Annotated in this window: 8 protein-coding genes and 2 pseudogenes; 8 read left to right on the top strand and 2 right to left on the bottom strand. The window is 74.8% G+C overall.

Features of this window, described 5'->3' with window-relative positions; genetic code table 11:
• Nucleotides 1-45: 45 nt before the first annotated feature.
• A complete protein-coding gene (locus ACSNOB_RS08770) occupies nucleotides 46-2,229 on the bottom strand; it encodes a N,N-dimethylformamidase beta subunit family domain-containing protein (protein ID WP_436686072.1) in 2,184 nt (727 codons plus the stop codon).
• Nucleotides 2,230-2,456: 227 nt separating this feature from the next.
• Here ACSNOB_RS08770 and ACSNOB_RS08765 point away from each other — a divergent pair.
• From ACSNOB_RS08765 to ACSNOB_RS08755, 3 genes and pseudogenes are all read left to right on the top strand, one after another.
• Nucleotides 2,457-2,916 (top strand): annotated as a pseudogene (locus tag ACSNOB_RS08765) (ATP-dependent helicase); the annotation flags it as partial.
• Between the two features lie 101 nt (nucleotides 2,917-3,017).
• Nucleotides 3,018-5,648 (top strand): annotated as a pseudogene (locus ACSNOB_RS08760) (DEAD/DEAH box helicase); the annotation flags it as partial.
• Nucleotides 5,645-6,616, top strand: coding sequence for an SWIM zinc finger family protein (locus ACSNOB_RS08755; protein WP_436686071.1), 972 nt, complete (start codon nucleotides 5,645-5,647; stop codon nucleotides 6,614-6,616). The pseudogene ACSNOB_RS08760 and the gene ACSNOB_RS08755, both read left to right, overlap by 4 nt.
• A 33-nt stretch (nucleotides 6,617-6,649) precedes the next feature.
• On the opposite strand, the gene ACSNOB_RS08750 is transcribed toward ACSNOB_RS08755, so the two are convergent.
• The gene (locus ACSNOB_RS08750; RefSeq protein WP_091104431.1) at nucleotides 6,650-6,907 is read right to left on the bottom strand and encodes a DUF3040 domain-containing protein; all 258 of its coding nucleotides are present in this window, start codon (nucleotides 6,905-6,907) and stop codon (nucleotides 6,650-6,652) included.
• A 451-nt stretch (nucleotides 6,908-7,358) separates the two neighbouring features.
• Here ACSNOB_RS08750 and ACSNOB_RS08745 point away from each other — a divergent pair, with 451 nt between their 5' ends.
• From ACSNOB_RS08745 to ACSNOB_RS08725, 5 genes are all read left to right on the top strand, one after another.
• Nucleotides 7,359-9,419, top strand: coding sequence for a DUF1800 domain-containing protein (locus ACSNOB_RS08745; protein ID WP_436686070.1), 2,061 nt, complete (start codon nucleotides 7,359-7,361; stop codon nucleotides 9,417-9,419).
• An 8-nt stretch (nucleotides 9,420-9,427) separates the two neighbouring features.
• Nucleotides 9,428-10,807, top strand: a complete 1,380-nt coding sequence (locus tag ACSNOB_RS08740; protein ID WP_436686069.1) for a DUF1501 domain-containing protein — start codon at nucleotides 9,428-9,430, stop codon at nucleotides 10,805-10,807.
• A complete protein-coding gene (locus tag ACSNOB_RS08735) occupies nucleotides 10,804-12,225 on the top strand; it encodes a ferredoxin reductase family protein (RefSeq protein ID WP_436686068.1) in 1,422 nt (473 codons plus the stop codon). The genes ACSNOB_RS08740 and ACSNOB_RS08735 overlap by 4 nt, the downstream gene beginning before the upstream one ends.
• A 9-nt stretch (nucleotides 12,226-12,234) precedes the next feature.
• Nucleotides 12,235-12,825: an FMN-binding protein gene (locus ACSNOB_RS08730; protein ID WP_436686067.1), complete on the top strand. Its 591-nt coding sequence runs from the start codon at nucleotides 12,235-12,237 to the stop codon at nucleotides 12,823-12,825.
• A 76-nt stretch (nucleotides 12,826-12,901) separates the two neighbouring features.
• Nucleotides 12,902-13,618 (top strand): FAD:protein FMN transferase (locus ACSNOB_RS08725; protein WP_436686066.1); only part of this gene is annotated, 717 nt, incomplete at its 3' end.

Raw genomic sequence — 13,618 nt, 5'->3', positions numbered from 1 at the left:
CCGGTGCGGGGTCGGCCCGGCGCCGCCGCCGATGTGCGACGGCGGTCACTCCAGCGGCTGGGGTTCGAGTTGCTCGGGCGCGGGGGCGGTGCGCTGCCGCGGCGCCGTCGTCCGGCGGACCGCCGGGCCGTCGGCCAACGCCAGGTCGAAGACGTTGCGGAACAGCCGGGACATGGCCGCGTCGGTCGCCAGCGCCCCGGCGAAGCTGATCGAGGACGCGCTGAAGACGAAGCCGCCGTTGGGCTTCTCCACCAGCACCATGGCCGCACCACCGCCGGTGTTCTGCCCCCGGGCGATGATGTCGGTCTGCTCGGCTTCGCCGTCCAGACCCAGCATGGCGTCGGTCTCCCAGCCGCTGGCCGCGCCGTTGTAGCCGGTGAGGCCGAAGCGGCTGCCCACCGTCAGGCCGGTGCCGGCCAGCAGCTTGTGGTCGCGCAGGACGGCGTACGGGGCGAAGGTGAACCAGCTCGCGCTGGTGTAGTTGACCCCGACCAGTTGCGAGGCCGGCAGGCCCAGCGAGTTGTAGGTGTCCCGTCGCCCCTCGGGGGTGCGGAACGTGACGGCGCTGCGGTCCTCGCTGAACCGCACCCGCTCGTAGAGCCCGTTGCCGCCCGCGTAGATGACCCGGCCGCCGCCGGCGAGGTAGTCGGCGAGGTGCTGGCGCATCTCCTCCGAGAAGTACTCGGGATGGCTGCCGAGCACCAGCACCCGGTACCGGGTCAGCCAGCTGCCGGAGACGTGCAGGTCGGTGTCGTCGTAGCAGTCGAACTCCAGCCCCTGCCGCGTCATCCAACGCATCAGCAGCACGTCGGACCAGAGGGTGTGCTCCAGGTTGCCGGTCGCCTCGACGTTCAGCTCGGTCGACGGCCGGCGCAGCGAGAAGGTGCGCGACCCCGCCATGTCGCCGCAGTACTGGTAGTGCCCGCCCCACGTGTTGTACGCGTGGTACGTGTTCGTGGGCAGCACCATCGCGATCTCGTGCCGGGGCGCCGCCGGCTTCACCACGAACGGCACGTGCCGGCGCAGCTTCTGCGGGCCCTCCAGCCGGGCGGCGTACAGGCCCGACGGCCAGCTCACCGGGATCGACAGCGTCAGGGTGTCCGACCAGTCGCAGCCCGACTGCAGGTAGCCGCTCGGCAGCACCTGGAGCCTGCCCGTCACGCCGGTCGGGGCCTGCACGACCTCCGGCGCGCCCTCGCTGGGCGCCACCCGGACGACCGAGGCGGTGAAAGTCGGGAAGGTGGTGGAGACGGCGATCCGCGCGGTCGAACCGGCGGTCACGGTCGGCGTCCGCGCGTACCCCTGGAGGGCGGCCTGGCTCTGCAGCGTGAAGCCGCCGCCGACCGAGCGGCCGGCGCCGCCGTTGGCCCAACTCGCCCGCTTGTCGGTGCCCGCCGCGGCCCAGTTGATGATCCGGTAGGTGACCAGGTTGCCGGTGGCGCGCCGGGTCGGGTCGCTCGGCTGCACGCCGTAGAGGGTGCCCTGCCCGGTGCAGACCAACCCGTTGATGGTCAGCTCGCCGAAGCCGCCGCCGATCCGCAGGCCGGAGCCGGTCGCCCACTTTCCGGCGCCCAGGTGCCGGTACCAGTAGATGTTCCCGTGCCGGTACGCGTAGATCACCCCGGAGCCGTCGGCCACGCCCTGGAAGCTCTTGAAGCCTCGGGTGATCCGGCTGCCGCCGGTCCACTTCCCCGTCGACGGGGTGTACTGGTAGCCGTACAGGTCGCCCTCGGCGTCGACCCCGTAGACCGTGCCGCCGAAGCCGAAGATGCGGGGGAACTTCTGGAAGCCGCTGCCGATCTGCCTGCTGCCGCTCCAGTAGCCGGCCCCGGTCGTGTAGTTGGTGCAGACGTAGCGGTAGTAGTGGATCGTGCCGTCCGCGCGCACCCCGTAGAGGGAGCCGTCCGCGCTGCCGAGCACCGTGCGGAACTGGTGCCAGCCCGACCCGATCTTGCGGCCGGAGCCGCTGGCCCACCCCGTCACGCCGGTCTGCCATCCCCAGTGCCGGTACCAGAGCAGCGCCCCGTCGGCCTGGACGGCGAAGATGACCCCGTTGCCGCCGCCCACGAGCTGGATGAAGCGCTGCTCCGGGTCGTAGTCGGGGCCCGCGGCCCGCGCGGGCGGGGCGGGGGACGTGAGGACCGCGGGCACGGTGGTGGCCGCCGCCAGCGCACCGCCCGAGGCCAGGACACGACGCCGGGTGACCCGGCGGGCGACGCGCAGTGACATTGTGAAGAACCTTCCCGGTGATCGAGCCAGCGAAATCTAGCCGCCGGGGCGGGTCCCCGAGGACCCGGGCCGGGGAGGGAGGCGAAAGCCGTTCGCGCAGCGGCGAAGATCGACCGATCGGATGACCTCCCCCGTCCGGCGCTCCGTCCGGTCGGGCGCGGTGTGCTCGTCGGGGCCGGCGCGCCCAGCCGGATATCCTCGCCGGGTCGTCGCGAGGAGGGGGACGCGTGCTGGTCGTCCACGGGGTGTGGCGGTGGGGCGTCGGGCTCGCCGTCTGGGCCGAGGACAGCACGCTGCCGGCCCGCGCGCCGCGCCGCCCCGGCCGGGCGCCCCGGGAGCGGCCGCACCCGTTCGCCGCCGACCACGCGACGCTGGCCGCCGCGCTGGCCGGGGCCGGCGAGCCGGCCGATCTGGGCACGGCGCTGCTCACCCTCCCCACCCGGGCCGGCTCGCCGCTGGACTCCCCGGAGCTGGTCCGCACCGCCGTCGCCGAGCCGGTCCGCGGGCCCGTCACCCTCGCCGGGTGGCGCGTTCCCGTCCTCCGGTACGCCCCGGACGCCGCCCTGCCCCTGCTGCGCGGCCTCGACGGGTCGGCCGTCGTGCCGGGCGCGACCCTGCGCCATCTCGCCGAGCTGGCCGACTTCGCGGTCGACCTGGCGGCGCGGGGTCGGGTCCTGCCCGGCCTCGCCGCCCCGACGTCAACGGGCCCTTCCGCCGCAGGGACGCCGCGTCGCGCGGCGCGGGACGACGACTGGTCCACCGTGGACGACCGGCGGGTGCGGGTCGCCGCCCGGGCGGTGTGGCGGCCCCTGCTGACCGGCACGGACGCCGCCTGGGCGCGGGCGCTCGCGCTGGCCCTGCCGCCGGCCGCGCGCGCCGCCGCCACCGAGCCGGGACACCCGCGCGCCGCCGACGCCGGGCCGGGCACCGACGCCGGGCCGGGCGCGCTGGTCGCCGACGCGCTCGACGCGCTCACCGACGCCGCGGTCCGGGCGGCCCTGGCGGAGACCGCGCTGGCCCGCGGCGTACGCCCGAACGGCGCCGTGCCGGCGTGGCTGGCCGCGCTCACCGGACCGGTCCGGGACTTCACCGCGGAGCCGGCCGCGCTCGACACCCTCCGCGCCGAGCTGGACGCCTGGCAGCGCGACGCGGCCGGCGGCGCGGTGCGGGCGAGCTTCCGCCTGGTCGAGCCGCCCGCCGACGAGATCGTCGAGCCGGTCCTCCTGGTGCCGACCGACCCGGCGGCGACGGTCGCGACGAGCGGTTCGTGGCGGGTCGAGTTCGGGCTCCAGGCCGCCGACGAGCCGAGCCTGCACGTGGACGCCGGGCAGGTGTGGCGGGCACCGGAGACCGTCGCCGGGCTGGCCGGCCGGGGAACCGACCCGCAGGAGACCCTCCTCGCCGAGCTGGGCCGCGCCAGCCGGCTCTGGCCCGAGCTGGACACCGCCCTGCGCACCGCGACGCCGGAGGCGTTGGAGCTGGACGTCGAGGGCGCGCACCGGTTCCTCCGCGAGGGCGCTCCGGTGCTGCACGCCGCCGGGTTCGCCGTGCTGTTGCCGTCCTGGTGGCGGCGCCCGTCGTCGCGGCTGGGCGCCCGGTTGCAGGCCCGCAGCCGGACCGCGCCCGGCACCGTCGCCGCCGACGGCGGGGTCGGGCTGGACGCCCTGGTCGACTACCGCTGGGAGGTGGCCCTCGGCGACCAGCCGCTGACCGCCGAGGAACTGGCGTCGCTGGCCGCGCTGAAGACCCCGCTGGTCCGGCTGCGCGGGCGGTGGGTGGAGCTGGACCCGAAGCGACTCGCGGCGGGCCTGCGGCTGCTCCGCTCCTCCGGCGAGCTGACCGTCGCGGACCTGCTCCGCCTCGGCCTGGCCGACGGCGGGCAGCCGGACGCCCTGCCCGTGCTGGAGGTGAGCGCCGACGGCGCGCTGGGCGACCTGCTCGCCGGGGCGGTGGAGCGGCGGCTCACCCCACTCGACCCGCCGCCGGCGTTCCGCGGCACGCTGCGGCCGTACCAGCGGCGAGGGCTGGCCTGGCTGGCGTTCCTGCAGTCCCTGGGGCTGGGCGGGGTGCTCGCCGACGACATGGGGCTCGGCAAGACGGTGCAACTGCTCGCCCTGCTCGCCGGGGACCCGCCGGACGCCGGCCCGACGCTGCTGGTCTGCCCGATGTCGCTGGTGGGCAACTGGCAGCGGGAGGCGGCCCGGTTCGCGCCGGAGCTGCGCGTACACGTGCACCACGGCGCGGAACGGGCGCGGGGGGCGGCGTTCACCACGGCCGTGCACGACGCGGACCTCGTCCTCACCACCTACTCGGTGGCCGCCCGGGACGCGGTGGACCTGGCCGGCATCGACTGGCACCGGGTCGTCGTCGACGAGGCACAGGCGATCAAGAACGCCGCCACCCGCCAGGCCGAGGCGGTCCGCGCGCTGCCCGCCCGGCACCGGATCGCGGTCACCGGCACGCCGGTGGAGAACCGCCTGGCCGACCTCTGGTCGATCATGCAGTTCGCCAACCCGGGCCTGCTGGGCCCGGCGGCGACGTTCAAGAAGAAGTACGCCGAGCCGATCGAGCGGCACGGCGACGCCGAGGCGGCCGAGCGGCTGCGCCGGATCACCGGCCCGTTCGTGCTGCGCCGACTCAAGACCGACTCCTCGATCATCTCCGACCTGCCGGAGAAGCTGGAGATGGAGGTGCTCTGCAACCTCACCGCCGAGCAGGCCTCGCTCTACCGGGCGGTGGTCGACGACATGCTGGCGCGGATCGAGTCCAGCGACGGGATCGAGCGGCGCGGGCTGGTGCTGGCCACCATGACCCGGCTCAAGCAGGTCTGCAACCACCCGGCCCAGCTGCTGCGCGACGGCTCGGCGCTGGACGGCCGCTCCGGCAAGCTGGCCCGGCTGGAGGAGATCCTGGACGAGGTCCTGGCGGCGGGGGAGCGGGCCCTGCTGTTCACCCAGTACGCCGAGTTCGGCGGCATGCTGCGTGGTCACCTGTCGGCCCGGTTCGGCCGGGAGGTGCTCTTCCTGCACGGCGGCGTCGGCAAGGCCGACCGGGACGCGATGGTCACCCGGTTCCAGTCCCCCGGGGGGCCGGCGATCTTCGTGTTGTCGCTCAAGGCCGGCGGCACCGGGCTGACCCTCACCGAGGCCAACCACGTGGTGCACGTCGACCGGTGGTGGAACCCGGCCGTCGAGGACCAGGCCACCGACCGCGCGTTCCGGATCGGTCAGCGGCGCCGGGTGCAGGTCCGCAAGTTCGTCTGCGCCGGCACGGTGGAGGAGAAGGTGGCGGCGCTCATCGCCGACAAGCGGAGCCTGGCCGCCTCGGTCGTCGGCACCGGCGAACAGTGGGTCACCGAGCTGTCGACCGCGCAGCTGCGCGAGCTGTTCACCCTGGACGCGGGGGCGGTGGTGGAGTGAGCGGGCAGCCCGAGGGCGGCGGCGAGACGGGCGGCCGGTTCGCCGACTACGGTCGGCCGCGCCGGGTCGACGGCGGGCTGCGGGCCCGCAGCACCCGGGGCGCCATCGGCCGGTCCTGGTGGTCGCGGCGGTTCCTGGAGGTGCTGGAGTCCTTCGCCCTCGGCACCCGGCTCACCCGTGGCCGGTCGTACGCGCGGGCCGGCCAGGTGATCAGCCTGGACGTCACCCCCGGCACCGTCACCGCCGTGGTGCAGGGCTCACGCGCGCAGCCCTACGAGGTGAGCATCGCGCTGCCCCCGTTCCCGCCGGAACTCTGGTCCCGCGTCGAGGCGGAGCTGGCGGCGCAGGCGTTCTTCAGCGCCCGGCTGCTCGCCGGCGACCTGCCCCCGGAACTGGAGGAGATGTTCGCGGCGGCCGGCGCGCCGCTCTTCCCCGGCGGGGTGGCGGAACTGCGCCAGCGGTGCAGCTGCCCCGACTTCGCCGTCCCGTGCAAGCACCTGGCGGCCACCTTCTACCTGCTGGCCGAGGCGTTCGACGCCGACCCGTTCCAGCTGCTGCACTGGCGGGGCCGGGGCCGCGCCGAGCTGCTCGACCGGCTGCGCGCCCTGCGGGCCGGCGAGCCGACGGGCCCGGCCGCGGTGCGGGCGGACGGCCCCGGTGGCGGTCTGTCCACGATCGGGCACGGCGACGCCGGCGACGCGCCGTCCACCGTGGAGAGTGACGGCCGCGACGGTGTGGACGTCCCGCCGGTCGGGGCCGCGCGGGCACTCGCCGGCCTGCCACCGGCACCCCTGGCCGAGGCGGTCGACCGGTTCTGGCTGCCGCCCGTCCCACTGCCCGACCGGCCACCCAGCCTCGCGACCGGACCGGACCTGCTGCTGCGACAGCTCGGCGCGCCGGCCCCCGCCATCGGCGGGCCCGGTCTGGTCGAGCGGCTGCGCCGGGCGTACCGGCTCCTCGGCCGGTGAGGGCAGCCGGCGCGGCGGGCCGGTCGGCGCCGGTCACAGCCAGCGGCGGCGGAACCGCCACATGAGTGCGGCGTTGGCCACCAGGACCACCGCGCAGACGGCCCCGGCCAGTCGCCCGGCAAGCACGGTCATCGCCGGGAGCGAGGCCCACAGCACGATGGTCAACAGCATCAGCCACCGGCCGCGGCGGGCCCGGGCCCGGTGGTCGAGTCGGGCGAAGAACGCCGGGTCGCTCTCCCGGAGCTGACGGGTGATCTGCTCGAACCTGCGCTGATCCTCTTTGCTGAGCATGTGCCTTCCCCTCACGTGTTCAGCGGTTCGGCGGCATACCCGCTGCGGCGGCGGCTCACGCTCCCCGCCTGCTGCTACTTTGCGGTGGGCCGGGGGCGGCGTACCCGGACCGGGGAACGGACGCCTCAGCGCAGGCTTATCCGGACCTTAAATTTGCCTGTGCCGCTGAACGCGGCGGAAAGCGTCGGCTGGCCGGAAAACGTTACGTCCGGCCCCCTGCGTGTCGCGTACGCCCTGCTCGGGAGGTCCGTGCCGTGGCGGGCGGAAATCGGCGCCCGCCGACCCGCGCTGAGGGCCGTCTTAAGTGCCCTGGTGGCCGCCTTCGACGCTGCTTGATGGCACCTGGGGCCTTGGCTACCTTCCCGTAAACCCCCTCAGGCACGAGTCGCCGCACCTGCACCCCCCTTGCCCGGTCGCAGTCGTCGCGGCGCGTCAGAAACGGATTTGGTACATGGCCGACCAGAATGTGCCACCACGTCGACCGCGGGACGACCGCGGCTGGGACGGGCGCCCACACCCCGCCGCCGACGGATACCGCGACACCTATCCCCCCACGCCGTGCAGCTACGACGCCCCCGCCCAGCGCCCGGTCGACCCGCGGACGCCGCCGTACGCCCACGCCGGCCACCCCGCCCCGCGTGGCCCGCAGTGGGTCGGCCCCGACGGCTTCGCCCGCCAGCCCGCCGTGCCGTCGGCCGGCGCCGGACTGCCCAACCTGGACGACGACGAGCCGGGCCGCGGGGTCGGCCGGCGCAGGGCCCTCGCGGCGTTCGGCGGCACCGCCGCCGTGGTCGCCGGTGGCGCGGCCCTGGCCATGACCCCGCAGATCCGCGGCCTCTTCGGCGACGACGTGGTGGCCGGCGACGCCACCGGCACCACGGTCACCGACGGCACCCCCGCCCGCCCGGGTGGGCAGCAGCCGAGCACGGTGCGCACGTACACCGAGCAGAACGAGAGCTACATGGGCTCCCGGGCCGGCGAGGCGCTGAAGAAGAACAACCCGGCCGGTGGCCGCACCTTCTCCGGGCCGGCCGCCGCCGCCGCGGAGACCAAGGTGACGGTCAGGACCGTGCTCGCCAAGGACCCGGTCCTGCACCTCGCCCGGCGGGCCACCTTCGGCGCCACCCCGCAGGTCGTCGCCGACATCAGGGAGCGCGGCATCGACGGCTGGCTGCGCTGGCAGCTCGACCCCGAGAAGATCGCCCCGACCAAGGCCGAGCTGAAGCTCGCCGAGCTGCCGACGCTGAAGCTGAGCACGGCCCAGCTGCGCGAGCAGCGCGACCAGCTCAACGAGCGCGGCGCGCAGCCGGAGAAGGAGATGGTGGACGCCACCATCGCCCGGCAGATCTGGTCGAACCGGCAGCTCTTCGAGGTGATGGTCGACTTCTGGAACGACTTCCTGCACGTCGCCGCGGACTTCGACGGCGGCGAGGTGTACCGCGCCTCCTTCGACCGGGACGTCGTGCGGGCGCACGCCCTCGGCAGCTACCCCGAGATGCTGCTCGCCGCGAACCGGCACCCGGCGCTGCTGCTCTACCTGAACCAGAACGACTCCCGCGCCGACGCGGTCAACGAGAACCTGGCCCGCGAGAACCTGGAGCTGTACTCGGTCGGCGTCGACGGCGGCTACACCGAGAAGGACGTCCGGCAGGCGGCCCTGTTGCAGACCGGCCGCGGCGTCAACGACGGCAGGTACGTGTTCCGCCCCGAGCGGCACTACGTCGGGAAGGTGAAGATCCTCGGCTTCACGCACGCGAACAACTCGAAGGACCCGAAGAAGGCCGAGGCGGCCATCGACGCGTACCTGACGTACATCGCGCTGCACCCGTCGACCGCGAAGTACGTGGCGCAGAGCCTCGCCACCCGGTTCGTCTCGGACACCCCGCCGAAGTCCCTCGTGGACCGGTTGGCCAGGACGTACACCACCAACAAGGGCATGATCAAGCCGCTGCTGATGACGCTGTTCAGCTCCTCGGAGTTCTGGGCCGCGGTGGGGCAGAAGGTGCGCCGGCCGATGGAGTACCTCGTCGCCACGTACCGCGCCCTGGGCGTCGCGCCGGACGCCTCGCCGAAGCACGACAACGGCGACAACAAGCGCACCCCGTACGCCCGGGGGCTGCGGCAGATCCACGACAAGATGCGCGAGCTGGGCCAGTACCCGATGGGCCAGCCCACCCCGGACGGCTACCCGGACGTCTACGTCGCCTGGACCTCCGCCGGCACGATGGTCAACGGCTGGAACGAGGCGGGCGACCTGGCCGCCGGCAACCGCACCACCTTCACGTACACCCGCCCGGAGAAGCTGGTGCCCCGGCCGCCGGCGACCGCCGGGGCGTACGTGGACGCGCTGGCCCTGCGGCTGGTGGGCCAGAAGCTGAGCGCCCGGGAACGGTCGCTGATCCTCGGCGTGGCCGGCGTGTCGGCCGGCACCAAGGTCGACGCCACGTTCAACGGGGCCGTCACCGCCGTCGCGCGGGCGATCCTCGCTTCCCCCCAGCACCACCTCCGGTGAGGCACCCGATGGAGAAGACTGTGCACACGTTCCCCCTGCACCCCGAATGCCCCGACCTGCGGCGGCTGGCCGACAACCCGGCCGAGGCGCTGCTGCGGGCGGAGGCCGACATCGTCGCCGCCGAGAACGCCGCCGAGGCCGACCGCTACCGGCGGCTGGAGAACCTGGAGGAGGCCCAGCAGGACGGTCGCGGCGTCACCCGGCGCACCTTCGTCGCCGGCGCCGCGGCCACCGCGACCGCCCTGGCCACCGCCCAGTTCGTCACCACCTCGGCGTCCTTCGCCGCAACGAAGACCGGCACCCTGATCCACGTCTTCCTCTACGGCGGGCTGGACGGGCTCAGCCTCGTCGCCCCGGCGGACGACCCGGTGCTCGCCAAGGCCCGCCCCGACCTGCTGCTCGCCGACGACTCCCTGGCGGTGGGGCGCGGCTTCAAGCTGACCAGCGCGTTCAAGCCGCTGGAGCCGTGGCTCAAGAGCGGCAACCTCGGGTTCATCCCGGCGGTCTCGGACGAGCGGCTGTCCCGCAGCCACTTCCAGGCCGCGGACGCCTGCAACCTCGGCGGCCTGCCCAGCGAGACCGGCGGCCGGGGCTGGTTGGACAGCCTCGTCGACACGCTCGGCACGGGCACCGCCTTCCGCAGCGTCGGCATCGGCAGCACGCTGCCCCGCTCGCTGGTCGGCACCAACGGCGCGCTCTCCCTCAACAGCGTCGGCTCGCTGCGGCTCAACGGCGACGACCGCTACCGGGCCGCGACGGAGAAGGCGATCAAGGGGCTCTTCACCGGGATCAACCACCCCGTCCAGGAGGCCGTGCAGGACGGCCTGGGCGCGCTGGCCACCGCGCAGCGCCTCGCCGCGAAGCCGTACCAGCCGGCCGAGGGCGTCGAGTACCGCGGCGTCGGCTACGCCTTCCAGCAGCTCGCCCAGCTCATCAAGGGCGGCGCGAACGTGCGCGTCGCCACCGTCGGGATGGGGGGCTACGACACCCACGAGAACCAGGGCAGCCGGGAGGGCGGCCAGCTGCACCGGCGGCTCAACGAGCTGGCCGACGCGATGGCGGCGTTCTTCACCGACCTGGGGGAGCGTTCCGCCGACGTGACCATCATGGTGTCCAGCGAGTTCGGCCGCCGGGTCGCGTCCAACGGCGGCGGCACCGACCACGGCCACGGCGGGGTGGTCACCCTGCTCTCCGGCCGTAAGCTCGCCGGCTCGCTGCTGGGCACCTGGAACGGCCTGAACGACCTCGACTCCGGCGACGTGCCCGAGTACAACAACATGTTCAACGTCTACGGGGCCGTCGCGCAGGGGCGGTTCGGGCTCACCAACGCGCAGGTGGACAAGATCTTCCCGCGCCAGAAGTACACCCCGATGAAGCTGTACGCGTGACGTACCCACGCACCCACGCCGCCGGCCGCCGGGCTGGGACGACCCCGTCCCGGCGCGGCGGCCGGCCGGCTGCGGACGTACGCCCGCCGGTGCCGCCGCGACGCGGACCCGGCGGCCGGCGGCTGCTGGCCGGCCTGCTCGTCACCGGCCTGCTCGCCAGCGTGCTGCCCTGGTGGCTGGACACCCCGGCCGGTTCGCTGAAGAGCACCGCCGCGACGATCACCGCCGCCGGCCGGATCAGCGGTTTGGTGGCCGGCTACCTGCTGCTCGTGCAGGTGCTGATGATGAGCCGGCTGCGGGTGCTGGAGCGGTGGGTCGGCGGCGAGCGGATCGCCCGCTGGCACCGCGACGTCGGCGCCACCCTGCTGGTCGCGGTGCTCGCGCACATGTCGCTGATCCTGGTCGGGTACGCCGACCTGGAGGACAACTCCGTGCTCACCGAGGCCGGGGTGCTGCTGCGCGACCACGAGGACATGGTCTCCGCGTTCGCCGCCGCCGGCATCCTGGTGCTGGTCGGCCTCACCAGCGTCCGGGCGATCCGGACCGCGCTGCCCTACGAGCTGTGGCACGCCCTGCACCTGTCGACCTACGCGGTGCTGCTGCTCGGCTTCGGCCACCAGTTCAGCAACGGCGCGCAGCTGTTCCGGCCCGGCCCGGTGCGCACCGGCTGGATCGCCATGTACGCGCTGGTGGTCGCCGCCCTGCTCTGGGGCCGGGTGGCCGCGCCGCTGGCGTTCAACCTGCGGCACCGGCTGCGGGTCGCCGACGTGGTCGCGGAGAGCCCGGACACGGTCTCGATCTACCTGACGGGGGACCGGCTGGAGCGGCTGGACCTGCTCGGCGGGCAGTTCTTCCGCTGGCGCTTCCTCACCCGGGGCTGCTGGTGGCAGTCGCACCCGTTCTCGGTCTCCGCCGCCGCCAACGGCCGCTGGCTGCGGCTCACCGTCAAGGTCGTCGGCGCGCACACCGCCGACCTGCGGGACCTGGACCCGGGCACCCGGGTCTGGGCGGAGGGGCCGTCGGGCACCTTCACCGCCGCGCACCGGACCCGGGAGCGGGCACTGCTGATCGCCGGCGGCAGCGGGATCACGCCGATCCGGGCGATGCTGGAGGAGTTGCCGCCCGGCGCGGCGCTGATCTACCGCGCCCGCACCCCGGCCGACGTGCTGCTGCACCGGGAGCTGGACTGGCTGGCCCAGGCCCGGGACACCTCGATCTGGTACGTCGTCGGCTCCCGCCACGACCCCGGCCCCCGCCAGGTGCTGAGCCCGGACGGGCTGCGCCGGCTGGTGCCCGACGTCGCCCGTCGCGACGTCTACCTCTGCGGGCCGCCCGGCCTGGTCGAGCAGTCGCTCCGGGTGCTCCGCCAGGCTGGTGTGCCCCGCCGGCAGATCCACCTCGCCACGTTCGAGCTGTAGGAAGGTCCCATGCGCCGCGCACTGCTCGCGATCACCGGCCTGGCGGCCAGCACCACCGTCATGGTGGTGCTGAAGGGCTCGCCCGGCGCCACCGGAGTCGCCCAGGACCTGCCGGCCGAGCGCCCGCCGGTCGTGCCCGCCCCGGCCGGCCCCGCCCCGACCGGCGGCGACGCCTCCGCCGCGCCGGCACCGACCGGCTCCACCGCGTCTCCCCGTCCCGGCCGCACCGCCACCCGGGCGCCGTCGAGCCGGCCCAGCGCCACCACCCGGGCGCCGTCCGCCCCGCGGACCAGCAGCAAGCCGCCGCCGGCGCCGACCACCCGCACCGTGACCGGCCCGGTCGTGGAGAACGAGTACGGCAACGTCCAGGTGCAGATCACCCTCTCCGGGAACCGGATCGTCAACGTGGTGGCGCTGGAGCTGCCGGAGGAGACGGCCCAGTCCGACCAGCGCAGCGAGCAGGTCGACGGCCGCTACAGCGGCAGCTCCGGGCTGGTGGTGCAGCAGCAGAGCGCCGACGTGGACACCGTCTCCGGGGCGACCGCCACCAGCAACTCGTACAAGCAGTCGCTGCAGGCCGCGATCGACCGGGCGAACTGACGTGCCCGCGTCGCCCCCGGTGCCACCCCGGTGCCCGCCGGCGGCCCGGCCCGGGCTGCGCCGGGTCGAGCACGTGATGGGTACGGCGATCAGCCTGGACCTCGCCGACGACCTGCCCGCCGCCGAGCTGGCCGAGCTGGCGGGGGACGTGTTCGCCTGGCTGCGCGAGGTGGACGCGCGGTTCAGCACGTACCGGGCCGACAGCGAGGTGTGCCGCTTCGACCGGGGCGAGCTGCCGCTCTCCGCGGCCGGCGCGGACCTGCGTCACGTGCTGGCGCGCTGCGCCGACCTGTGGGGCGCCACCGACGGCTTCTTCGACGCGTACGCCACCGGCCGGCTCGACCCGTCCGGCTACGTCAAGGGCTGGGCGGCGCAGGTCGCCTCGGACCGACTGCTCGCCGCCGGGGCGGCGAACCACTGCCTCAACGCCGGCGGCGACGTGCGGGCACGCGGCCACTCGTCGTCCGGGCGGCCCTGGCGGATCGGCGTCCGGCACCCGTGGGACCCGATGTCCACCTGCCTGGTGCTCACCGGCACCGACCTGGCCGTGGCCACCTCCGGCGTCTACGAGCGCGGCCACCACGTACGGGACCCGCGCCGGGGCGCGCCGGCCGTGGGGCTGCGCTCGGTCACCGTGGTCGGCGCCGACCTCGGCCTGGCCGACGCGTACGCCACCGCCGCCATGGCGATGGGCGCCGCCGGCATCGGTTGGCTCGACAAGCTCCCCGGCCACCAGCACGCGGTCATCACCGACGACGCCCGCTGCCTGTACTCCACCGCCCTCCCCCTGACC

This window comes from Micromonospora sp. URMC 106 (genome assembly GCF_051386395.1).
Taxonomy (GTDB): Bacteria; Actinomycetota; Actinomycetes; order Mycobacteriales; family Micromonosporaceae; genus Micromonospora.
This window is presented reverse-complemented; position numbering and strand designations above follow the sequence as displayed.

What these genes read in the sequence shown, in the direction of transcription:
- ACSNOB_RS08770 (WP_436686072.1), bottom strand. Translation starts at nt 2,229, where the DNA reads ATGTCACTGCGCGTCGCCCGCCGGGTCACCCGGCGTCGTGTCCTGGCC.
- ACSNOB_RS08750 (WP_091104431.1), bottom strand. Translation starts at nt 6,907, where the DNA reads ATGCTCAGCAAAGAGGATCAGCGCAGGTTCGAGCAGATCACCCGTCAG.
- ACSNOB_RS08745 (WP_436686070.1), top strand. Translation starts at nt 7,359, where the DNA reads ATGGCCGACCAGAATGTGCCACCACGTCGACCGCGGGACGACCGCGGC.
- ACSNOB_RS08740 (WP_436686069.1), top strand. Translation starts at nt 9,428, where the DNA reads ATGGAGAAGACTGTGCACACGTTCCCCCTGCACCCCGAATGCCCCGAC.
- ACSNOB_RS08730 (WP_436686067.1), top strand. Translation starts at nt 12,235, where the DNA reads ATGCGCCGCGCACTGCTCGCGATCACCGGCCTGGCGGCCAGCACCACC.